At 67.9% G+C, this 22126-nt stretch carries 23 protein-coding genes; 11 read left to right on the top strand and 12 right to left on the bottom strand.

What is annotated here, in order from left to right:
- Window positions 1-8: 8 nt before the first annotated feature.
- The 4 genes from ACOGI8_RS15030 to ACOGI8_RS15015 all read right to left on the bottom strand — a co-directional run bounded on the left by ACOGI8_RS15030 (window position 9) and on the right by ACOGI8_RS15015 (window position 5031).
- Window positions 9-314: a putative quinol monooxygenase gene (locus tag ACOGI8_RS15030; RefSeq protein ID WP_419854607.1), complete on the bottom strand. Its 306-nt coding sequence runs from the start codon at window positions 312-314 to the stop codon at window positions 9-11.
- A gap of 145 nt (window positions 315-459) precedes the next feature.
- Complete coding sequence (locus tag ACOGI8_RS15025) at window positions 460-1881, bottom strand: amidase (RefSeq protein WP_419854606.1); 1422 nt, start codon at window positions 1879-1881, stop codon at window positions 460-462.
- A gap of 162 nt (window positions 1882-2043) precedes the next feature.
- A complete protein-coding gene (locus tag ACOGI8_RS15020; RefSeq protein WP_419854605.1) occupies window positions 2044-3165 on the bottom strand; it encodes an epimerase in 1122 nt (373 codons plus the stop codon).
- 15 nt (window positions 3166-3180) lie between these two features.
- Window positions 3181-5031 carry a hypothetical protein gene (locus tag ACOGI8_RS15015; protein ID WP_419854604.1) on the bottom strand — a complete coding sequence of 617 codons (1851 nt, stop codon included), beginning with the start codon at window positions 5029-5031 and terminating at the stop codon, window positions 3181-3183.
- A gap of 186 nt (window positions 5032-5217) precedes the next feature.
- On the opposite strand from ACOGI8_RS15015, the gene ACOGI8_RS15010 reads away from it, so the two are divergent.
- The 8 genes from ACOGI8_RS15010 to ACOGI8_RS14975 all read left to right on the top strand — a co-directional run bounded on the left by ACOGI8_RS15010 (window position 5218) and on the right by ACOGI8_RS14975 (window position 13104).
- Window positions 5218-5625 carry a hypothetical protein gene (locus tag ACOGI8_RS15010; RefSeq protein ID WP_419854603.1) on the top strand — a complete coding sequence of 136 codons (408 nt, stop codon included), beginning with the start codon at window positions 5218-5220 and terminating at the stop codon, window positions 5623-5625.
- 101 nt (window positions 5626-5726) lie between these two features.
- Window positions 5727-6926: a CaiB/BaiF CoA transferase family protein gene (locus ACOGI8_RS15005; RefSeq protein ID WP_419854602.1), complete on the top strand. Its 1200-nt coding sequence runs from the start codon at window positions 5727-5729 to the stop codon at window positions 6924-6926.
- Window positions 6927-7004: 78 nt separating this feature from the next.
- Window positions 7005-8198, top strand: coding sequence for an acyl-CoA dehydrogenase family protein (locus ACOGI8_RS15000; protein WP_419854601.1), 1194 nt, complete (start codon window positions 7005-7007; stop codon window positions 8196-8198).
- Window positions 8199-8266: 68 nt separating this feature from the next.
- Window positions 8267-9298: a hypothetical protein gene (locus tag ACOGI8_RS14995; protein ID WP_419854600.1), complete on the top strand. Its 1032-nt coding sequence runs from the start codon at window positions 8267-8269 to the stop codon at window positions 9296-9298.
- A gap of 78 nt (window positions 9299-9376) precedes the next feature.
- Window positions 9377-10432, top strand: a complete 1056-nt coding sequence (locus ACOGI8_RS14990; RefSeq protein ID WP_419854599.1) for a hypothetical protein — start codon at window positions 9377-9379, stop codon at window positions 10430-10432.
- 118 nt (window positions 10433-10550) lie between these two features.
- On the top strand, window positions 10551-11636 hold the full coding sequence (locus ACOGI8_RS14985) for a hypothetical protein (protein ID WP_419854598.1): 1086 nt from the start codon (window positions 10551-10553) through the stop codon (window positions 11634-11636).
- A 126-nt stretch (window positions 11637-11762) separates the two neighbouring features.
- On the top strand, window positions 11763-12557 hold the full coding sequence (locus ACOGI8_RS14980; protein ID WP_419854597.1) for an enoyl-CoA hydratase/isomerase family protein: 795 nt from the start codon (window positions 11763-11765) through the stop codon (window positions 12555-12557).
- Between the two features lie 40 nt (window positions 12558-12597).
- The gene (locus tag ACOGI8_RS14975) at window positions 12598-13104 is read left to right on the top strand and encodes a cupredoxin domain-containing protein (protein WP_419854596.1); all 507 of its coding nucleotides are present in this window, start codon (window positions 12598-12600) and stop codon (window positions 13102-13104) included.
- A gap of 60 nt (window positions 13105-13164) precedes the next feature.
- On the opposite strand, the gene ACOGI8_RS14970 is transcribed toward ACOGI8_RS14975, so the two are convergent.
- Window positions 13165-14043, bottom strand: coding sequence for an LLM class F420-dependent oxidoreductase (locus tag ACOGI8_RS14970; RefSeq protein ID WP_419854595.1), 879 nt, complete (start codon window positions 14041-14043; stop codon window positions 13165-13167).
- Between the two features lie 138 nt (window positions 14044-14181).
- On the opposite strand from ACOGI8_RS14970, the gene ACOGI8_RS14965 reads away from it, so the two are divergent.
- Window positions 14182-15525 carry an MFS transporter gene (locus ACOGI8_RS14965; RefSeq protein WP_419854594.1) on the top strand — a complete coding sequence of 448 codons (1344 nt, stop codon included), beginning with the start codon at window positions 14182-14184 and terminating at the stop codon, window positions 15523-15525.
- A gap of 88 nt (window positions 15526-15613) precedes the next feature.
- On the opposite strand, the gene ACOGI8_RS14960 is transcribed toward ACOGI8_RS14965, so the two are convergent.
- Both ACOGI8_RS14960 and ACOGI8_RS14955 read right to left on the bottom strand, forming a co-directional pair.
- Window positions 15614-16465, bottom strand: coding sequence for a hypothetical protein (locus tag ACOGI8_RS14960; protein ID WP_419854593.1), 852 nt, complete (start codon window positions 16463-16465; stop codon window positions 15614-15616).
- A 43-nt stretch (window positions 16466-16508) separates the two neighbouring features.
- Complete coding sequence (locus tag ACOGI8_RS14955) at window positions 16509-17288, bottom strand: SDR family NAD(P)-dependent oxidoreductase (protein WP_419854592.1); 780 nt, start codon at window positions 17286-17288, stop codon at window positions 16509-16511.
- Window positions 17289-17434: 146 nt separating this feature from the next.
- Here ACOGI8_RS14955 and ACOGI8_RS14950 point away from each other — a divergent pair, with 146 nt between their 5' ends.
- Window positions 17435-17800: a VOC family protein gene (locus ACOGI8_RS14950; RefSeq protein WP_419854591.1), complete on the top strand. Its 366-nt coding sequence runs from the start codon at window positions 17435-17437 to the stop codon at window positions 17798-17800.
- Window positions 17801-17818: 18 nt separating this feature from the next.
- On the opposite strand, the gene ACOGI8_RS14945 is transcribed toward ACOGI8_RS14950, so the two are convergent.
- Together ACOGI8_RS14945 and ACOGI8_RS14940 are read right to left on the bottom strand one after the other, a co-directional pair.
- Complete coding sequence (locus ACOGI8_RS14945; RefSeq protein ID WP_419854590.1) at window positions 17819-18970, bottom strand: NAD(P)/FAD-dependent oxidoreductase; 1152 nt, start codon at window positions 18968-18970, stop codon at window positions 17819-17821.
- 23 nt (window positions 18971-18993) lie between these two features.
- Window positions 18994-19404, bottom strand: a complete 411-nt coding sequence (locus tag ACOGI8_RS14940) for an RDD family protein (protein ID WP_419854589.1) — start codon at window positions 19402-19404, stop codon at window positions 18994-18996.
- 87 nt (window positions 19405-19491) lie between these two features.
- Between ACOGI8_RS14940 and ACOGI8_RS14935 the strand changes: the two genes are divergently transcribed.
- Entirely contained in the window at window positions 19492-20481 is a 990-nt protein-coding gene (locus ACOGI8_RS14935) for a dienelactone hydrolase family protein (protein WP_419854588.1), read from the top strand.
- Window positions 20482-20520: 39 nt separating this feature from the next.
- On the opposite strand, the gene ACOGI8_RS14930 is transcribed toward ACOGI8_RS14935, so the two are convergent.
- From ACOGI8_RS14930 to ACOGI8_RS14920, 3 genes are all read right to left on the bottom strand, one after another.
- Window positions 20521-20748, bottom strand: coding sequence for a hypothetical protein (locus ACOGI8_RS14930; RefSeq protein WP_419854587.1), 228 nt, complete (start codon window positions 20746-20748; stop codon window positions 20521-20523).
- Window positions 20739-20984 carry a type II toxin-antitoxin system HicA family toxin gene (locus tag ACOGI8_RS14925; RefSeq protein WP_419854586.1) on the bottom strand — a complete coding sequence of 82 codons (246 nt, stop codon included), beginning with the start codon at window positions 20982-20984 and terminating at the stop codon, window positions 20739-20741. Before ACOGI8_RS14925 ends, ACOGI8_RS14930 begins: the two co-directional genes overlap by 10 nt.
- Window positions 20985-21105: 121 nt before the next feature.
- Window positions 21106-22116, bottom strand: a complete 1011-nt coding sequence (locus tag ACOGI8_RS14920) for a hypothetical protein (RefSeq protein WP_419854585.1) — start codon at window positions 22114-22116, stop codon at window positions 21106-21108.
- Window positions 22117-22126: the final 10 nt, after the last annotated feature.

Raw genomic sequence — 22126 nt, 5'->3', positions numbered from 1 at the left:
GCATCGCGCTAGAGATCGAGTCCGACGGCCGCGACCGGGGTCGTCATCTGCATCTGCGGGGGCGATCCCATCAGCGGTCCGAACGCAGCCATCGCCTCTTGCATTGCCGGCGTCTGGCCGTGGTGCTGCATTGACTCCGCATCACTCATCAACGCGAAGAACCAGAACGTGTTGCCCTCGCCCCGGTGGTACGAGTAGATCTCCACGCCCGGCTCGTCGCGGGCGGCCTCGACCATCGAAGCCAGCACGGCCTCCATCTCGTCGGCCTTGCCGTCCTGGCAGTCGAAGCTGCCGATCACCGTTGCTTTGCCCATGGCCGTGCTCCTCGGTAGTTCGGGTTGTCCCCGGCTGAGTCTGCCTGAGCCTGAGCGCCGTCCGCGTCAGGCGCGCCAAGCAGCAGGATCGGCGTCGTCACCCAGCACTGCAAACACCACCACGGCGCTCATCGCACGCCGCCGCTCAGCCGCCGGCCCACAGTGGCGGCGTCGGCATCGGGCCGCGGGCCGCTTCGTACGCGGCCGCCAGCGTCAGCGACAGGGTCTCGTCGCCGCCCCGGCACATGAACTGGATCGACGTCGGCAAGCCGCCCCCCGGTCCCGCCGGCGACACACCGGTCGGCACGGTCGTCGAGCACAGCGCCAAGAAGTTCGCCGCCCGGGTGAACAACGCCGGCGTATTGGTCTCGTCGGCTTCGTCCACGGGCAGCGGCAGCATCGGCGTGGTCGGCGTCACCATCGCATCGAAGCCTTCGAACGCCTCGGCGAACTCGGCCAGGTCGACACGCCGCTGCACCATCGCCGCGATGTACTCGCTGGCCGAGATGCTGGCCCCCGGCAGCACTCTCGCCCGCACCCGCTCGTCCACCTTCGAGGCCGGGTTCTCCATCATCTCGCCGTAGTAGTGGTACGACTCGGCGGTCACGATCACGAAGCGGGTGTTCTTCATCTCCTCGAACGACGTCGGCGGGTCGAAGGGCGCCACCTCGGCGCCCATCCCGGCCAGCAGCTCGAGCGCAGCGTCGTAGGCAGCGAGCTGCGCGGCATCCACACCCGCACGCTCGGCATCGCTCAAACAGCCGATGCGCCGCCCGCCCAGGCCGCCCTCGAGCGCCGCCCGAAGCGCCCCGTAGCGACCAGCACCGGCCAGCCAGTGACGTTCGACCTCGGCCGGCGACGTGCCCAGCATGGCATCGAACATGAGCGCCGCATCCAGCACCGTGCGAGCCAGCGGCCCCGGCGTGTCCAGCGTGTGCGACAGGGGGACGATGCCGTCGATCGGCAGCAGGCCCTCGGTGGTCTTCAGCCCGACGATCCCGCACAGCGCTGCCGGCAGCCGCACCGACCCGCCCGTGTCGGTCCCCACCGCGCACGGCGTCATGCCCGAAGCCACCGCCGCGCCCGACCCCGACGACGAGCCCCCCGGCGTGCGCAGCACCGCCGGATCCCACGGGTTCCACGGCGTTCCCATGTGCTGATTGGTGCCCCAGCCGCCCATGGCGAACTCGACGGTCTTGGTCTTGCCTAGCAGGATCCCTCCGGCATCCAGCAGTCGCTGAGCGATCACCGCCGTCGCTGGCGAGACCCGATCGGCCCACTCGGCCGATCCCGCCGTGGTCACCCGACCCTCCACGTCCACGATGTCCTTCAGCGCGAAGGGCACCCCGAAGAACGGCCCCAACGACGCACCCGAGTCCCGCGCCGACGCCACCGCCACCTCGGCAGCCCCGGCCGCTGCCCGCGCCTCGTCCGGATACACCGCCTGCCAGGCCCCGACCCGTCCATCCAGCGCCCCAATCGCCGTCAGGCACTCCTCGGCGGCCTCGACCGGCGACCGGGACCCATCCCGGTAGCCCGCCGCCAGATCAGCAATCGTCGCCGTCACACTGCCCCCAACTCACGAATCTCGCCATCGGCCCTCCGCGACAAGCAACCGGCAGTCTCGCGCCACTCAGCCCGACGCTGCCGGTTCGCACGCGCCCGGACGGTCATTCGACGAGCCGATGCCGCAAGCGCCGAGGCCAGCACTGCGCCAGCGCAATTCCCCTTACGCCCGGAAGCTGCCGCGCCGCCCCCCGGGATTCTCGCGGGGTCCGTAGTAGCCGAAGGTCCAGCCCGGCAATTGCTCCCACTCGATGCGTCCGATCGCCTCCGCATAGCGCTCGGTCGCGGCGATCAGCGCATCCTCGGCGGCGTAGTCGAACGGATCCTGCAGCCGGGTCGCCGCGCCGGCGTCACCGGGAAGGTTCTCAGCCTGCCATCGCACGGTCCGCCGCAGCCCCTCCTCGGGATCCATCTTGTCGCGATAGCCGAGCTGCTGGCGGATCTTCTCAGTGCTGAGGATCGAATGCGCCGACGAGTGATTGAGCAGGAACGGCCCGCCGGTCGCGGCCAGCTCGCCCGGCACCGAGACGAGCTCGAAGGGGTTGCCGAGCTCGTCGCCGACGATCTGCGCGATCTGCGCGTACGTGAACTGCCGATCGTCGCCCACGTTGTAGATCTCACCCGCCGACGCATCGATGTGATCCACCGCCAGCAGCACCGCCGAGGTGGCGTTCTCGACGAATGCCGACGTTGCGACGGTGAGCCCACCGTCGGGCACGATGACCCGCTGCCGGCCGTCGAGCGCACGCTTCACCAGCGTCCACTCCCGCGGCAGCACCTGGTTGGGGCCGTAGATGTACGGGTACCGGAAGTGCGTTGCATCGGGGTGCAGCGAGAACGTCAGCTCCTCCGACTCGGCCATCTTGAGCGGCTTGGGCCCCGAGCGCTCATCGCCGACCAGCAGGGCGTCCTCGCTCGTCGGCACCGCCATCCCTTCGGGAAACTCGACCGCAGGTTCGGCGTACCCGCTGTACACCGGCACACCGCCGATGGAGATGAGACGTGGCGTGCGGCCGACGAGCACCTTGACGATCGACCGCAGCCGGCCGTACATCGCAAAGACCACATCGAAGTTGCGGCCCTCGATCGACGAGCGGAACGCATCCTCATCGAAGGGATCGGTGTGGATGTGCTCGAGATGGTCGGGAATGGTGTCGACCTCATGGCGCCCGGTGTGCAGGATCGTCACGGTGTGACCACGGTCGACCAGACCGTTCACGATGTGGGGTCCAGTCGGCCCCGTCCCCCCAATGACAAGGATGTCCATCCCGTCAGCTTGGTTCACCGTCGACGCCGACGCTCAGTCCCGGTGCACTTCGGGCGGCGTCGGCACGGCCCGGGTCAGCCAGCACGCTGCGGTGTCATCGCGTCGCAGACCGCATGCGTGCTCCCAGCCGACCGAGACCGACGCGAACGGACCCTCAGGCACCTCCATGTCGGCCTCGGTCACATCGCCCCAGCACTGAACCGAACCGTTGACCCGCACGCCGCAGCCGTAGTCCTGACTCAGCGACACATCCAGGAACCCGCCAGCGGGTGGCTCTGCCTGGCCCGTCTCGTTGAAGCCCCAGCACGTCAGCTCACCGTCGAGCCCGATGGCGCAGGCGGTGGCCCAGCCCGCTGCCACTCCGAGGAACTCCTTGTCCGGCACCCGGGTCTGGCCGAAGCCGTCGTCGCCCCAGCACCGGACTGTCCTGTCATGCCCCGAAGCGCATGAGAAATGACCCCCTGCGGACACCTCTACGAATGTGCCCGATGGCGCGTCGAGCTGGCCGTAGCGATCGTCGCCCCAGCAGGTCACGGTCTCGTCCGAGAGCAGCCCGCAGGCGTGTTCCTGACCGGCGGTCACCCGGTCGAAGGTGCCTGAGGGAGGCCTGCTGGCGCCGTAGTTGCTGTAGCCCCAGCACCTGAGGACGCCGTCGGTGCGCGCTCCGCACGAATACAGGGCACCGGCCGACACATCCCAGTAGAGGCCTGGCGCCGGCGACGCGCGATCCCACACGTCCGCGCCCCAGCATTCGACTCGCGCGTCCGAGCGGATCCCGCATGAGTGACCGCTGCCTGTGGAGATTCGGCCGAAGGTGCCGCCGGGCGCGTCGATCACGTCGCCGAGGTCGTGTCCCCAGCAGGTGAGCACGTCCTCGGTCGTGACGCCGCAGGTCTGCAAGCTGCCTGCTGACACCGACCTGAAGGGCCCCTCCGGCGGGTCAGTCTCGCCAGCCTGGTCCGCTCCCCAGCAGCTGACGCTGCCCGTGACTCGCAGCGCACACGATGTCAAAGATCTCGCCGATACCGAGGAGAAGCTGCCGCTGGGCGCAACCGTGCGTCCCGGGCCGTTGTAACCCCAACAGGTGAGCTGCCCGGTGCTGCGAACTCCGCAGCTGTGGACGTTGCCCGAGGAGACATCCAAGAACGTGCCTGTCGGCGCTTCAGCCTGTTCCGCGTCGTTCAAGCCCCAACACGCCAGCGTGTCATCCGAGCGCACACCGCAGGCGTGATACGAGCCGGCTGATACCTGGGTGAACTTGCCCGTAGGCGGCTCAGCCTGCCCGAACCTGTTGTTGCCCCAACACCTCAACGTGTGGTCGGTCCGCAGACCGCACGTGAAGCCATCGCCGGCGGATACCCTCGTGAAGTCGCCAGACGGAGGTTCGGACTCCCGGTCGGCGTTGCGCCCCCAGCAGGCGAGCGTGAGGTCGTAGCGGACAGCGCATGAGTGACCGGAAGTGCTGACCGACACTTGCCCAAACTCACCAGCGGGCGGTTCGGCTTGGCCGTACGTGTTGCGCCCCCAGCAAATCAGCGAGTAGTCGCCGCGGACCGCGCAGGCGTGCAGGCCGCTTGTCGAGACCGATTCGAACCACTCGACGGGAGCGGCCGCCGTGCCGGTCAGCTCACCGCTCGGGGCCTCACCGTCGGCGGGGGCCGCATCCGAGGTCGTAATGGGGGCCGGAGTCGCCATGGAGGTCGTGGCGGAAGCCGGAGCAGTCGCGGCCCGTGCAGGAGCGTCGACGCCATCGATCTCGGCACCGTCGTCATCCCCGCTGTCAAACAGCCACCTCGATGCAAGCAGGACGACGGCACCCAAAACCACGAGTGCACCAACCAGCTGGATCCAGCTCACTGCTGGTCCGTCGGCGTCCTCGTCCATGCCGCCGATCGTACGACCGCCCGCTCGCGCGTACCCCGGCCCAGCAGACGAGCCCAATCGGCGCGCACCTCTGCTAGCTCAGGCGGCTACGGGGTCGTCGTCCTCGGCGTTGGAGGTCTGCTGCCAGTGCTCGAGGCCGTGGGTTAGGTTCGGCGGCGGCGCGGCGCATTGACGAGGGGGCTTGCGATGGTTGATGAGATGGACAGCCATGAGCTCGACAAGATGCGGGGGCTGACGTTCCTGTGGGTGGTGCTGCTGGCTGGCGGCCTAGCGCTGATGTTCGGCTTGACGCAATGGGGCCTGCTCGACGACGTTCCGATAAGCGAGAGCGCGGCCATCGCCGTGGGTACCAACAACGGCATCGGCATCGTCGCGTTCGGCGGGTGGAATGCCATCGGCATCGTGTCCATCGGAGGTGCGAACTCCATCGGGATCATCTCGATCGGCGGGCTCAACAGCATCGGGGTGATCTCGTTCGGGGGTCTGAACTCGGTGGGCTTCCTCGCCCACGGCGGCCTCGGTGCCTTCGGTGCTCGCAGCACACGGTTCCTCGCGTGGTCGCCGCTCAAGATGCGCGGCGGCCAGCCCTGCTGAATGGACGTGCATCTGCCCGCAGACGGCTCGCTTGGCCGGTGTACCTCACCGGAGCACTCGGTTGTGAAGACTGCCCGGCAGTGCCGTTCGAGGCGTCAGCGGTGACAGCGGTCGAGTCGGGAGCGCCGCAGGGGCCGTTGGCGGGCATCCGCGTCGTCGAGATCGCCACGTTCATTGCCGCGCCCGGCGGTTCGCATCTGCTGGCGTCGCAGGGTGCCGAGGTCATCAAGGTGGAAGACCTAGTGGTCGGCGATCCGCTGCGCATGTTCGGGTCGAGCCGCAACGGCATGTCGGGCTGGTTCGCCAACATCAACGCCGGCAAGCGCTCGCTCGCCATGGACATCGCCTCGCCCCAGGGCCGCGAGCTGATGGCCGACCTGCTCGCCACCGCCGACGTATTCGTGCAGGCGTACCGCCCCGGCGTGGCCGAGCGGCTCGGCATCGGCGAGGCCGACGTGCGCAAGCGCAACCCCGACGTCATCTACGTGTCGATCAGCGGGTTCGGCCGTGACGGGCCCTATTCGAAGCGCCCTGCCTACGACGCCGTCATCCAGGGCTGGTCGGGCATTGCGGCGGTGCAGGGCGGCGACGACGAGCCGCAGTTCGTGAAGAGCTTCATCCCCGACAAGGTCACCTCACTGACGTGGACCCAGGCCGTGTGCGCGGCGCTGTTCGCACGTGAACGCACCGGCCAGGGAGAGCACGTGGAGTTGTCGCTGCTCGATTCGGCGGTCAGCTTCATGTGGCCCGACGCGATGATGGACCACACGGTGCTGTCCGACGACGCCGACCACCGCCCGAACCTGCTGGCCGACTACCGGCTGCTGGCGTGCCGCGACGGCTACGTGGCCATCATGCCGCTCACCGATGCCCACTGGAAGGGCGTCGCCGATGCGTTCGAGCGGCCCGACTTGCTCACCGATCCTCGCTTCGCCGAAGCCGGACTACGCGCAGCGCACTTCGGCGACATGATCGACACGCTCGGCGAAGTGGTGGCCGATGTGGCCCGCGACGAGGTGGTCGAGCGGCTCATCGCAGCCGACGTGCCGGTGGCGCCGGCGCTGCGTCCCGACGAGATCGCCGCCGACCCGCAGGTGCAGCACTCCGGTGTGGTGCGGGAAGTCGACCACCCGATCGTCGGCCCGATCCGCCAGCACCGCCCCGCGGCACTGTTCGCAGGCGGCATGCCCGAGCTGCGCCACGCCGTCGAGCGCGGCGCCGACACCGACCAGATTCTGAGCGAGCTCGGCAGGACGGCCGACACCATCGCCGAGCTGCGCGCCTCAGGCGTGGTCCGCTAGATGCTGAGCCGAGTCGCGAAGCCTTCGGGACACGCCTGCGGAGTGCGCCAGCCGTAGCGGTGCGTTAGGAATAGCGAGATGACCGTCACCGAGGCAGAAGGTGCTGCCGCTTCGGGTAGTCCGCCCCCCGATCTGCGCATCGACGAGCACGCCGGTTCGGTGCTGGCTGAGCACGCCGCCTGGAACGAACAGCACCGCCACCTGTCCGAGCACTCCTTGTCGGCCCTGCGCGACTCGGGAGCGCTGCGGCTGCTGGTGCCCGGCCGGGTCGGCGGCGACGAGCTGACGTTCGCCGACATGGTGGCCAACGTGCGCGAGGCCGCCCTCTACGATGGCGCCGCGGCCTGGGTGCTGATGGTGCTGGTCGGGCACAGCTGGATGCTCGGCTCCATGAGCGAAGACCTCCAGGACGAGGTGTACGGGGCCGACCTCGACGCGATCGTGCCGGGCTCGCTGGCGCCGGTGGGCTCGGCCACCGAGTGCGACGGCGGCTGGCTCGTCGACGGGCGTTGGCCGTTTACGAGCGGAGCGGCCTGGGGCGATTGGTTCCTGCTGGGTTCGCAGGTGCTCGAGCCGGGGGAGCGGCCGCGCTTGATCCACGTGGTGATGCCGCGCTCCGACATCACCGTCGACGACAACTGGTACGCGATCGGCCTGCGCGGCACCGGCTCGTGCGATGTCACCGCCGAGCAGGCCTTCGTGCCAACTCACCGCATGCTCGACTCCGGCGAGCTGCTCGGCGCCCGCTCGCCGTGGTCAGCCCGCCACCGCACGTCGCTGTACCACACGCCGGTCCTGCCAGGGCTGGCGGTGCATGTCGCGGCGACCGCGCTCGGGCTCGCACGGGCCGGACTCGACGATGCCGCCGACCGCTTCGGCGTCCAGGACGATCGCTACATGGGCACGGCCAAGTCGCGCCGGCCGGGGCTGCACATGCGCCTCGCTGAGGCCAACACCGAGGTGCGCTCCGCCGAGATGCTCATCGACGACACCATCGGGCTGCTGCGCCGGGCCGCCGAAGGCGACGATTCCAAGGCGCTGCGGGCCCACGCCAAGTACCAAGGCAGCTACGCCATCGAGCTGTGCCGCCGGGCGCTCGACCGGGTCACCACGGCTGCCGGCGGGCGGGCTGTGTTCGACGGCAGCCGCCTGCAGCAGGCCTTCCGCGACGTCACGATGGCCTCCCAGCACCAGGTCGCCGATCTCGACACAGTCGGCGAGGCGTACGGCCGCACCCGCCTCGGCATGGACCCCGGCCCCCACCCGCTGTAAGCAGAAAACCCCACGCTGTCTGGCAGTATTGGGCGCTCAGGCATGACAGCGCAGTGCAAGGGAGCTTGATGAACTTGCGACCCAAGCGGCGACGATCAACCCCGAAACTGCTGGCGGCCATCATCGCCGCAGCAGTCCTCGTCATCAGCGCGTGCGGCGGTTCGCCCGACCAAGAAGTGATCGCCGGCAACCAGGCCGACGGTCTGGCCGACGTAGACAAACCAGATCCGTCCGAGCTCAGCGCCCGGGAACTGGTGATAGCGGCCATGAACGCTGAACACACCGAATCCAGCCGAGTCAGCACCACCACCGACGCGGGCGACGCCGACGGCGTGGCGCAGGAGCAGTACTCCGAAATCGACGAGCACAGCAACACGCGCACGATCACCCGTATTGGGGTGGGACTGGACGACCCTGAAGCGCAGGCCTCCGTCGAGATTCTCACGGTTGATGATGTCGTGTACGCCCGGGTCAGCATGCCCGAGGAGCTGCTCGACGACGTTCCCGAGGAGCAGCTCGACGAGTTGGGCATCGAGTTTCCCGACGGTTGGCTGACGATGGGCCGTGAAACGATGGAGTTGCTGGGCCTCAACTGCGGCCCGCCGGTGCCGGCTTCGGGGCCTGGCAGCGACGAGTGCGTGCCGCCGAACGATTTGTCCGGGATGGCGGACTTCGTGCTCGAAGCCACCATCGTCGGCCGCGAAACTGTGCGCGGCGTCGAGACGATCAGGGTTCAGTCTGTGCTCGACTTCAAGTCGCTGATGGAAGAGGCCCTCGGCGAAACCGTCGATGGCGGCTTGATGGCACTGACGCTGGCGATGATGCCCAGTGAGGTGCCCATCGAGTTGTGGGTTGACGATGATCTCCGGACACATCGCATGAGCATGGAGCTCACGCTGAACTTCGAGGCGTTGAGCGAAGCGCTCGGGGAAGAGATCGACGAGACACCGACGGTGGCCATTGTTATGGAGATCTACGACTTCGGTGCCGACATCACCATCGAGGCACCGTCGCCCGACGAGATCGTCGGCGAGTTCGGTGAATGGCTCGAAGACTTGGGATTCGCGGACTTCATTGAGGATCCGCTCTCCACGGCGTAGCTGTCAGCTCCGGCACGGGCCCGAACATGTGACCAAGTGCGGACATGACCTACTGAGATACTGGCCGAAGGCCGGTTCGTGTCTGCGGTGTCCAGCAGATGGCGCCGCCGCTCCGGCGAGGAGATGATGAACGTGAAGGCTCGCACGGCGAGGCTCGCGACGGCTGTCGCGGCCGTGGCGCTCGTTGCCGCTGCATGCAGTGGCGCCAGCGACGGAGATGGGGGAGATGCCGCTACGCAAGCGACATCTGCGCCGGCGACTACCGCAGTCCCGCCGACCAGCCCGGCGCCCACAACAGCGGCGCCACCGACCGCATCTGCCAGCGAATTGCCGACCGATGCGATGGGCTTGCTGATCGCTGCAATCGAGAACAGCGCCGAGCGGTCGGTGCGCGGCGACATGCGCTTGGACATGGCCGAGATGGCCAGTGTGGCCGTGCAGTTCGAAACCGACGGCAACCAAGACCAATCGATAACGATGCAATTCGGGGAGATGATGGGACCCGACGGCGAGGGTCTCGGCATCGAGATCCGGTTCGTTGCCGGTGTTCAGTATCTGCAGTTCGTGGTTCCCGAGGGGATGCAAGGTCTCGTTGGCGACGCGATGCCCGAGGGCTGGTTCACGCTGGACGCAGAGGCGGCCTCCGCAATGGGAGTGGTGTGTCCCTCGCCTGTGCCCGGCGGTGCGCCGGTTGGCGGTGCGTGCCCGCTTCCGAATGACAACACCTTTCTTATTCAGCACGTGACCAGCGCCGAGATCGTCGGTCAGGACGACCTCGACGGGCTGGCTGTTTCTCACGTCCGGTTCACCGCCGATGCAGCGGCGCTAGCGGCAGCAACCATCGCCAGGTCCGTAGGTGGCGATAGCGCCGGAGGCGTCATCCCATTCGGCGGGGACTCCGGCCCCGACGAGTTCATCTTCGATGTCTGGGTCGACGGCGATGGCCTGATCAGGCGCCTGAGCGTCGACTTGGGCGCCGTCATGGAAGAACTCATCGGCGATCCCATGTTCGATATCACCAACGTGATCGACTTCTACGACTACGGCGCCGACATCACCATCGAGGCACCGCCCGCAGGCGAGATCGTCGGCGATTTTGGCGACATGATGGGAACGGGATTCGGAGCCGGTTGACACGACAGCAGCGATGTCGTCGATAGCGACTGACGCGCTGTCATTGTCGCTGACGGCGGTGCTGTCGGCGCGGCCTGTTGCTGCGCTGAGACCGCCATGAGCTTGATAGAAGTAGGTCATGACGGCTACTGGTTCCTCCCCTGCCACGTCGCCGAGCGGTGCCGCATCCGAGCACTGCCGGCAGGAGGTCGATGAGGCCGTCGCCGGGGTCGTATCGGCTGCCACACCCGGCACGCCGACACATCGCATCCGCAGGTCACGATGGGTCGCGGCGCTAGTGGCGCTGTTTCTCGTCGCTACTGCGTGCACCGGCGGCGCTGACGACGACCGTGCAGCGCTTCCGACGGATGCAATGGAGCTGCTTCGAACGGCATTCGAGAACAGCGCCACCCGATCCGCCCGAGGCGACATGCGCATGGACATGGGCGGCTTCGTCAGCGCATCTGCCCAGTTCGAGAGCGACCACGACCAGAACATGTCGATGGTGATGAACCTTGAGTGGGCGAGTTATGCCGACATGCCTGGGTTCGGCTTCGAGATGCGATTGGTCGACGACGTCACCTATATGCGGTACATCCTCTCCGAGGAAATGCAAGACCTCGCTGGCGATGTGCTGCCCGAGGGCTGGCTTACGCTCGACTCAGATTTCGCTGCTGCCGCGGGCATCATTTGCGCCTCACCGCTGCCTGGCATTACAGCGGATGACGGATTGTGCCGGGCGCCCAACGACAACCTGTGGATGATCGAGCACGTAACAGACGCGGAGGTGATCGGCGGCGAGGTCATCGACGGCGTTTCGATGACACATGTGCGCCTGACGCTGGACTACGGCGCCGCGATGGATTCGTACGTCGACGAGCCCCAAGACGGCAACGCCTTGACGCCGTACCTCGGTTTCATGCATATCGACGAGGTCGCCGTCGACATGTGGATCGACGATGACGGGCTGACCCGGCGCATGAGCATGGACTTAGGCTCGATGATGCAGGACGCCGTCGATGGTCTTGTCGATGATCTCGACGAAGCTGACATTGAAGGCGACGGAAGCGATCTCGACGAATTTCTCGATCTCGTCGTGTCCAATACCTCCAATGTCACCGAGTATTTCGACTATGACGCGGACATCACGATCGAGGCGCCCCCGGAAGACGAGATCGTCGGCGATTTCGGCGACCTGATGGGCCCTTTGCTTGACGCGAGCTGATTCTGGGCGACAGTCTCGTGGCCCCTGCCGACCGGTCCGCCTTGTTCCGCAAGGATCACGCTCGAACCCTGGCATCAGGCGCGTGTCAGACTGCCGCGTAGACAGCAGCCTGAACGGGGAGCAGCGATGTCGTTGGAATGGGAGACCGTGCGGGTGGACGGCGACGGGCCGGTGCGCCACTTGGTGCTGAACCGGCCCGAGGTTCACAACGCCGTCAACTCCCAGCTCATCGCCGACGTTCACGCCGCCTGCCTGGCGCTGGACGCCGACCCGAGCGTGCGGGTGGTGATCGTGCGCGGCGAGGGCCGCAGCCTGTCCTCAGGGGCCGATCTGAAGCAGGGGCGCGGCACCAGTCTCGATGCCATGCTCGGCTCCAAGGCGGGCGCCCGCATGTACGACACGCTGATGCACCTCAACGCGATCACGATCTGCCTCTGCCACGGGTACATGATCGGCGGGGGAGGGGTGCTGCCCGCTGCGTGCGACTTCCGCATCGGCAGCTCGTCGATGAGCCTGACGCTCAACGAGGTCAGCATCGGCTTCAACCTCACGTGGCATTCGGTGCCGGCGCTGGTCAACCTGGTGGGGCCGCACCGGGCCAAGGAGATGCTGATTCTCGGTCGCACCTACGGGATGGAAGAGCTCGATTCGTGGGGTTTCTTCACCGAGACCGTGTCTGGCGACGATGAGTTGGTGCCGGCCGCCGAGCGACTGGCTGAAGCTGTCGTGAACCAGCCGCCGGTGCCGGTCACGTCGTCCAAGGCATCCATCAACGCGCAGGCGATGCCGCTCGGCCGGGCGATCAACCACCTCGACCACGTCGCCGTCGGCTACATGGGCAAGAGCGAGAGCTCGCGCGCCGCCGTGCGCAGCTACTTCGACCGGGACGATCCCGACGCCCGCACCTGGTCCGACGACTGACGGGGACCGCTCGGCGCGACGCACCTGCGAGGATGGACGCGTGACCGAGCGGCGCAATGCCTCGTCGCCGACTGGGGCGGACGGCGAGCGAGACGCCTCTGCGTTCCCGGGTGCCGCTTCAGGCGACAACGATGAGCAGACCGGGGCGCCAGATGTGCGCTCGGTGCAGCGGCGTGACTGGGGCTGGCCGAACCAGCGCACGTTGCTGCTGTACCTGCTGGGCGGGCTGCTGATCGCGGCAGTCCCCGTGGTGGTGGCGCGCTTCGTCGACCAGCCCCCTGGCGACACTTACACCATCGACATACCGCCCGGAACGGCCGCCGCCATCGCAGCCGGCGAGGATGTGGAGGTCGTTCCCGACGAGCTGGACCTCACGCTGCGCGACGTGCTGATCATCGTGAACCGTGACTCGGTGGCACACACCATCGGCCCGTTCGAGATCGGTCCGGGCGAGCAATCCGAGCACTCGTTCAACGAGGTGGCTGCCATCAGCGCCTACTGCTCGCTGCACCCTTCCGGCAGCATCAGTATCTCCATCGGCGAGTAACTGAGGCTTCGAAGAATCAAATCCGCAAGCCCAGATGCCACAGCGGGCTCACGTGACTCTCTACGACTCCCTGCAGGCCGGCAGAGCCTCATCTGCAAACTGCGCGACGGCGTCCTCGGGCCGGCCCATGCGCAGTGCCGCCGTGTTGATCAGCAGTCGCTGCACACCGTGGTCGCGGTACACCTCGAGCCCTTCGAGCCCCTCGCGGTGATAGTTCCAGTACGCGGTCAGCGCCAGCTCGGCCGGGTCGCGCCCCTGCCGGTCGCACTCGGCGTGCATCTCGCCGATCAGGCGCTTGAAGTCGTCGAGGTCCTTGTGGATCACGTACCAGCCGTCTCCCCGCGCCACCAAGCGGCGGATGGCAGGCGGCGTGGTGCCGCCGATGAGCAGCGGCATGCGGGGCCGCTGCGCCGGTGTCGGCAGCATGGAGAACCCAGTCCAGTCCAGGAACTCGCCCTGGAAGTCCACGTCCTCGCCGGTCCACGCGGCGGTCATGGCGTCGATGTACTCGTCGGCCCGGGCGCCCCGGCGGCCGAACGGCACGCCGAGCGCGTCGAATTCCTCCTCCAGCCAGCCCACCCCGATGCCGAGCTCCAGCCGCCCGCCCGACAGGTGGTCGAGCGATGACGCCTGCTTGGCGAAGTACAGGGCGTTGGCCTGGGTGACGATGTTGACGCCGGTACCGAGCCGCAACCGCTCGGTGGCCCCGGCGACGAAGGTCAGCGCGATGAACGGGTCGGTGAAGCCTGCGTCCGTTGGGAGGCCCAGCTTGCCGCTGGGGTTGTACGGGTACCGGCTCTCGTAGTCGTGCGGCACGATCACGTGCTCGAACGTCCAGACCGACTCGTACCCGAGCTCCTCGAGCTGCTGGGCGAACGACCGCAGGTACCCGGGGTCGAGATAGGCGGCCGAGTTGATGGGGGTGATGCCGACGTGCATCTGCGGGACTGTACGCAACACCCGTAGCGGGTGCCGGTGGCCCCGCTGGTCCCGCCGAGCCGGCCAGTCTGCAGAGCCCGCCAGTCCGGCGCTCCGCGCAGTCGTGCATGCAGCGGCCCGGTGCGCCAAGCTGTTGCGGTGCGGGAGGGGACAGTGTTCGCGGTACAGCGCGCCTCCGCGTACACGCGCGCCGACCAGGAGCGCGTCCAGCGGCGCACGGTCGTGGTGCTCATTGCCAGCCAGGCCGCCGGCGGCTTCGGCCTGGTGGCCACCTACATCGTGAGCGCCCTGCTGGCCGAGGACATCACCGGCAGCTCCACGCTGGCCACGATCGCCGCGAGCAGCCTGTCCATCGGCTCGGCCTCGGTCGCGGCGCCCATGTCGAAGCTCATGAACAAGTACGGCCGCCGTTCGGGCCTGCGCTTCGGCTACCTGGTGGGCGCGGGGGGCGCCACGCTGGCCGTGCTGGGGGCGATCCTGCTCAGCTACCCGCTGCTGTGCCTGGGCGTGTTCGGCGCCGGCGCCGGCAACGCCGCCAACCTGGCGACCCGCTACGCCGCGTCCGACCTGGCGCAGGAGAACCGGCGCGCCAGCACGATCAGCATGATCGTGTGGGCCACCACGTTCGGGTCGTACACCGGCTCGGTGGTGTCGGGCTATGCGAGCGAAGTGGGCGTCTCGCTGGGCCTGCCCGACAAGACCGGTTCCTACGTGTTCGCCGGCGTGATGTTCCTGCTGGCAGCGGCGATCGTGGAGATCTTCCTGCGCCCCGACCCGCTGCACATGGCCAACGAGCTGGCGGCCGAGGGCGTCGCCAACGGCACGCAGAAAGCCCAGGCAAAGCCCACAGTGCGCGAGGCGGTCTCGCTGATCATGCAGCAGAGCCAGGCGCGCCTCGCCGTGTTCGCCATGATCGTCTCGCAGGTGACGATGGTGGGGGTGATGGCGCTCACTCCGCTGCATATGAACGCGGGCGACCAGTCTCAGAACGTCATCGGCCACATGATGGGATTCCACATCCTGGGCATGTACCTGCTGTCGCCGCTCATCGGCCGGCTCACCGACTCGGTCGGCAAGTACCCGATGCTGTATGTCGCGGGCGGGCTATGTACCTGGGGCGCGTGGTGGGCGGCGGTGACGCCGCCCGCGGGCGTCCTCGGCGTGTTCATGGGCAACTTCCTGATCGGGCTGGGCTGGTGCTTCGGTGTAGTGGCGGCGTCGAGCCTGCTGGTGGAGCTGTACCCGATCCATCAGCGGGTGTCGGTGCAGGGCGTGGGCGACTTCGCCATGCTCGGCGCCGGCGCGATGGCAGGGCTCAGCTCGGGTGCGCTGTACGAGACGTTCCAGTACCGCGGCGTGAACTACGCGAATGCGCTGTTCGGCGTGGCGCTGGTGCTGGTGACGTTCTTCACCTACGCCGGTGTACGCCGGGCGATGCGCCGACCCCGCCGCCAGCAGCCGGCAGTCGCTGTCGGCGGCTGACCCGAGGCGCCCCGTCGGGCGTTGGATCCACCATCACCGATGCGGGTTCGGGTTCCAACGCACCGATGCCAGCGACGGTTCCTTCACGTCACGATTCGGTCTCGCCGCTCGCTGCTGCGCTCTGCAGCGAGGCCAGCAGTGAGCCCTGCCGGCCCAGCGGCGCGACGCCCAGCGTGCGGAAGATCCGCCAGTGCAGGCTGATGTCTGAGGAGATGATCGGCACGCCGAGCTGCGCTTCGATGTCGGCGGCCAGGCTCACGAAGCGGCGCGGCAGCCCGTCGGCGCCGCGGTAGTTGGACATGCCATTCACCAGCACTGCGTCCACGTCGGGTGCCTGGTTCAGGGCGTGCTCGCAGGATCGCAGTGCCAGGTCGCCGGGGAAGATCCAGGTGCAGCCGTTCACCTCGTCCTGGGTGGCGTACCAGCCCTGGTCGACGAAGTTCCCAGCCCACACGACGTCGATGTCAGCACTGCGCAGGAACCGCACCACGCCGTCGCGCCAGTCGGGCCAGAAGTACACGGCGTTGAGCGCGATCCGCTCGTAGCCCTGCGCCTCGCAGGCTTCCACCAGCGTCAGGCCGGCCATGTGGAACGGCGTTTCGTACTTCTCGGACATCTCTGCCGTGAAGCGGCGAATGTCGGCAGCGTTGGTGCCGGCGGCATGCACCCAGTTCGTGCCGACCTGCCCCACCACGTCGGCGCCGCTGCCCGACAGGCAGTGCACGGTCTCTTCGAGCAGGTGGAACAGCCCCGCCCGGTCGCTGAGCCGGTGCGCGTAGCCGGGGGCGTGCAGCAGGCGGCCGTGCACGCCCACCGACGGCGGGCACATGCGCAGGAAGTCGGTGGGAGCGGCGTCGAAGTCCATCGGCGGTGCCGTAAAGCCGACCTGGTGCGGGAACAGCTTCTTCGCTGGGTCAGACCACTTAGCCGGCTTGCTCATGCTGCTGCTAGCGCCATGCTGAGGCGGTCCGTCGGTTGACAGCTCAGCCGATGGGGCTCTGTGCTGTGAGGCCACCGTCCACAGTAAACACGCTGCCTGAGACGAAACTGGCCGCCGGGCCCGCCAACCAGGCGACCACTTCGGCGACGTCATCGGGGGTGCCAAGGCGGCCGACGGGATGGCGCTTGATGGCCGCTCGCCGGGCCGCGGCGGGGTCCGCTTCAAGGTCGAACACGGCATCGGCGAGCGCGGTCGCGATCCAGCCAGGGCTGACCGCGACGCAGCGGATGCCCTGATGGCCGTGATCGATGGCGATGGCCCGGGTAAGCGCCTCGACGGCGCCCTTGGATGCGTTGTAGACGGCCATGCCGACGTCAGCGTGGGTCGCGGCGATCGACGCGACGTTGATGATGACGCCGCCGTCGTGCCGGCCGGCTCGCTGGCTGTCGGGCTGCTCGGCTCGCTGGCCGTCGTGCTGGCTCGACATCTGACGCACGGCCGCACGGCAGATGTTGAACACGCCCCGCACGTTGACGTCCATGACGAGGTCGAATTCCTCGTCGGTGGTGTCGGCCACGGTCTTCTCCACCTGCACGCCGGCGTTGTTCACCACCACATCCAGCCGCCCGAACCGCTCAACGGCGGCGGCCACCAGCGCATCGGCCTGGGCCGGATCGGCCACATCGGTTTGCAGCCACGCGGCACCTGCAAGATCGGGCTCCCGCCGGCTGCCGGTCAGCACATCCCACCCGTCGGCCAGGAACCGCCGAGCGATCGCCTCGCCGATCCCCGAGCTCGCCCCCGTCACCACCACACTGCTCACAACCACTCCTCCGCCACGATCTCCCGCCGCAGTTGGCAGGCTTGCAGCATGGCTCATCGGCACCACGCCTCCGGCACATCCCCGGTGTCGCCCAGCGTTCGCAGCGGCACGGCCAGCGGAGTCGGACGGCGTGGCGGTTCGGTGTCGTGAGGATTGTCGCGATTGATCACGTGCAGCTCGCCATGCCTGCCGGCGAGGAAGCCGTCGCTCAAGCGTTCTGTGAGGGCCTGCTCGGGTTGCCGCGAGTGCCCAAGCCACCTCATCTGGAGGCCCGGGGAGGCTGCTGGTTCGAGAGCGACTGCGTCAAGGTTCACCTCGGCGTCGAGAACCAGTTCAGTCCTGCCCGTAAGGCCCATCCTGCCCTGCAGGTGCAGGACCTTCTGGCGCTTGTTGAGAGGCTCCGTGCCGCTGGCGTCACCGTCCGGGACGACGAACCGCTCGAGGGTTACGACCGCGTCTATGTGGACGATCCCTTCGGCAATCGCATCGAGCTCTTGGAACCTCGCTCCTGAGTTACGCCTCCGGCTTTGTCAGGGACGGAACGATTCGAGTTTCAGCACCGGGTCGGTCCAGCCCGCTTCGGTGAAGAGCGTGCCTGCGAGCCGACCGATCTCATCGGCCGACTTGGCGGCGGAACCGCATCCGCCCACCGCGACGGCGACGCGGTCGTCGACCCAGTCGATCCACGGCAGGTCGTGCGGCGTGTTCGTGACCACGCAGGGCTTGAAGTCGCGCGACCGGATCGTGCGGTCGGGGAGGAACTCCCGCAGCCGTTCCTCGAGGTCGTCTGCCTCGGCCACGCTCCCGCCGCCGCGGAACCAGTCGACCACAGAGGGCACATCGTCGGCCATGGTGGCAGCAGGGTCGTAGCCGCCGATCTTCAGCATCACCCGACCGTCGGGGAACCGAACCGGCGGCACCCAGTAGACGTCGTGGCGAGGATCCTCCTCGCAGGTGGCCGGGTCCGTCCGGGAGATGAGGCTCGGCAGCGCGGGGCCATCGTCGAGTTCGGCCATCAAGATTGTCCGCAGACTGCGCTCGAGCGGCAGATCGACGCCGACCAGCTCGGCCGCCCACGCGCCGGTGCACAGCAGCACGCCCCTGGCGAGCATCGTGTCGTTGCCGACGGTCAGCTGCACGCCGTCGGCCGTCGGCACGGCCGCCGAGACGGGCGCGTCGATGACGGCTCCGCCCGCTGTAGCCGTCAGCATGCTCTGCGCCGCGACCATCCGTCTCGGGTTGATATGCCCTGCCGGTGCGGCTTCGAGGATGATTGCGTCCGCGCTCGACATGTCGATCCCGAAGCGCTCTGCGACCTCAGCAGCGGTGACTTCGCGCGCATCGACGTCGAGCTCGAGCGCATGGGCGAGGTCCGCATGCGGATCGGCCCCCGAATAGACGAGCCCGGTGCCCGAATGAAACTCGATGCCCGAGCGTTCCTCGATGTCGGCGTACCTGCCGATCGAGCGGATCGCCAGGTGCGACCAGGCCGGATCCGGATCGATCATCCGGGTAATGCGGCCTTCGTCGTAGTGGCTCGCGAACGGACCGCTCGACGCGGCGTAGTCCTCCGGTTCACCAGGCCCGATCAACGCCACCGAATGCCCGGCCTCCGCGAGATGGCGAGCCGCCGCACTGCCGATCAGCCCTCGCCCGACAACGGCCACCTCAAAGTTCGACATGCCCGCAAGGTAGACCGGCGCAGTCAGGACTGCAGAGTCGAGACGCGGACGATCGTGCTGCCGACGACCCGGTCGGTGACGGACCGGCGGTCACCACTGAGCATCAGGACGCCCGCGTCCAGGATCGTGCCGAAGCCCAGCGAGACGCCCCAGAAGAGGCGTTGGAAAACGTCCCGGACGAACATGCGGCCCCAGCCGAATGGGGTGCCGTCGGATCGCACGGCCACCAAGCCGGTGAGGAACTTGCCCGGTGTCTGACCCCATGCCAGCAAGAAGAGCCAGCACGGCAGGTACACGAAGATGAGCCACCAGAACATGACCACCAGCAGCCCGAAGAACCCATCGAGCAGGTGGGCGGTCAGGCGCCGAACGGGTCCCGCGCTGGTCAGGTGCGCATCGGGTTCGCCCTGCGACGGCTCGATCCGGTCAGACATGCGGCGAGTCTGGCAGCGCGCCTGCGTCGACGCAGTGATCGGCGCTGTGCGGATGCCGGACGCGTCGAAACGCGGCAGGCTGTGTACGTGCCAACGCGAGCAGCCGAGCCAGCCGACGAGGACGCTGTCTATGCCGACGACTACCGCTTGGCCAATGGCCTGTCGGGGGAAGCGCTGACCGTCCCGTCGGCAAACCCGATCAACTTTCATCAGGCCATCTCCGACACTGCGGCGATGCCTCGCCAGGACATCTGGGCCAAGCTCTTCCTGCCCGACGGGCCCGGACCGTTCCCGGTGGTCATCGTGGTGCCGGGCAGCCTCGGGCTGCAGCCGCACCATCTCGCCCACGCATCGGCCATCGTCGACGCCGGGATCGCCGCGTGCGGCATCGACCCATTCGGTCCCCGCAGCGTCACCTCGACCGTCGCGAACCAGGTCCAGTACTCCTTCGCCGCCAGCGCCTGGGATGTCCTTGCAACCGCTGAGGTGCTGGCATCCCGTCCCGACATCGATGCGGCACGCATCGGCGGGCAGGGCCACAGCCGGGGCGGCTCGGCGGTGCTGAGCGCGGCCTCGGTTCACCTCGCAGCAGCCTCCGGCGCCCCGGAGCTCGCCGGTGCGTATGCCGCCTATCCCTGGTCGGGCCACCAATTCGTCGACCCGTCGGTGGGCAGCACCCGAGTTCGGGCGATCATCGGCGATCAGGACGACTGGTGCTCGCCGATGCAGGTCCAAGCCCATATCGGGGCCATGCGGGTGGCAGGCGGCGACGCCACGGTGCGGATCGTGCCCGACGCTCACCACAGCTTCGACCGCTTTACCCCGCTGGAGCACATCGCAGATGCAGCCGTAACGCCGGGAGCGCCCACCGTCTACATCGCCGACAACGGAGCCTTCATCCCGCCGACCTCCGACGAGCCAGACCCGTCGATGGTCGATCTCGACGGCTTCCTCTACTCGATCAACGCCGGCTACGGCGTCCGCGGCGCCCACATCGGCGGCACCCCCGAACTAGCCCCCCTCTTCACCCAAGACATGCTGACCTTCTGGACCGCCGTCATGTCCCCAACCCGATGATCCGGCTCAGCACAGGGCCGCTGACCGCATCGGAGAGACCTACGGTGCCACCCCCGTCGTTGACTCAACGAAGTTGACGGACAGGTCGTCGAGCACGCCCTCGGCCTCGGCCCATTCACGGATGGCATCCATGAGGTCCGGCAGCTGGTCAGCGCCGCCGGCGAAGCCGAGGTCATCCTCCGCCCACCAGTTGGTGCCGTCCTCGGTGTTCTGGTACACGCGCACGGTGTGCATCTGCCTCTCCAGTGGCTCTGCGCCTACTTCCATAGTAGGTCCCGTATCTCGGCCTCAGTCAGGCCGACGCGCTCGCTGAGGATGTGCCGCAGCGCGCGCGGTGGCACATCGTCGCGATCGTGGAACGCAAACCCGATCGGCGGCCGGTTGGGCGCAACGAGCTTGCGATGCGAACCGGCTTGCCGTTCGATCCGGTAGCCCAGCTTGGCGAGAAGACGCAGCACCTGGCGGGCCTTCAGTGCCGGGAACTGTGCCGCCGGAATGGCCATTCGAGACACATTATCGATATATATCAACTAATCACATCGATTTCTGATGCAATGCCAAACGTACGTGTCCCTAGCCCGTAGCGGCTGATCCCGCAGCGCGCGTTGCAGTCCGAGGCTGGCGTTACCAGGTGCTCGCCAACTTCCGCAGACTGGCGAGGTCGAGGCGGCGGTCCTGGCACCACCACCAGGCGTAGCTGCACACGGCGCCGTTGGTGAGGTCGTACGAGTCCGTGACTTGGCGCAGGTGGTAGATCGACACGTAGGCCTCGGCGTGGGCGTAAGCGACGACCGGTGGATCCCAGCGCTCGGTGTCGGTGCTGGCCCACTCGTAGGCGTGGGCGAAGGTAGCGGTGGCCAGACGCACAGCGGCTGGCACAACCGATGCGTTCCAGTCGCGCATTGACGCCTGCACTTGGTCGATCTCGGCGGGTGACGGGTCTGGAACGTCGGGATTGTCGCGGGCTGACAGGCAGCTGAGCAGCATCGAGGTGTGCTCTCGCTGGCTGACTTGCGTCCCCGCGAGTGCGTCGTCGAGATCGTGCCGGGCTTCTTCGAGCGCCGGGCCGGCGTCGGGCGGCGGCCACGCCACCGGTCCGGGAACGACATGGGCGAGGCACAGCCCGAGCGAGCGGGAAGCGCTCACCTCGTTTGCCAGTTCCATGACTGCCTGGTGGGCCTCGTGCATGCCTGCTGGCCACCGCACATCCGGGTTGCTGAACGACCGCAGCGCAACGCTGTGGTCAAAGAGGGCAGGGTCAAGTTCGGCCGTCGCATGCGGGCTGTGCGCGAACTCGTCCAACGCCGAGTCCCAACAACGCGGGTACGCCCGGCGGCACAGTTCGCTTGAGTCGTATGGCGACACGGATCGGGTCGCGATGTCGCCCAGCAGTGCCGCGGCCATGGCAACCTGCAGCCCGTCGTCAGGCGGGTCGCTGCCGGGTCCGGGGAAGCCGGGAAGTCCATCGGCGGCGGTGGCCATCTCGTCGCACGCGCGTACGGCGAATTCGGACCATGCGATGGACTCGTTCGTCGGCAGCGCCGCGCGCCACGCCTCGTGGGCGCCGTGCACCAGCCAAGCCGGCCGCTCAGCGGAGTTGTAGTCGGGAAGGATGCGTGTGGTGAGTTGTGTCATGGCCCGCAAC

Origin of the sequence: Candidatus Poriferisodalis sp., from assembly GCF_965204195.1 — a bacterium.
Lineage (GTDB): Bacteria > Actinomycetota > Acidimicrobiia > Acidimicrobiales > Poriferisodalaceae > Poriferisodalis.
Note: the sequence above shows the minus strand (reverse complement) of the source record. Positions and strands in the feature narration are given on the sequence as shown.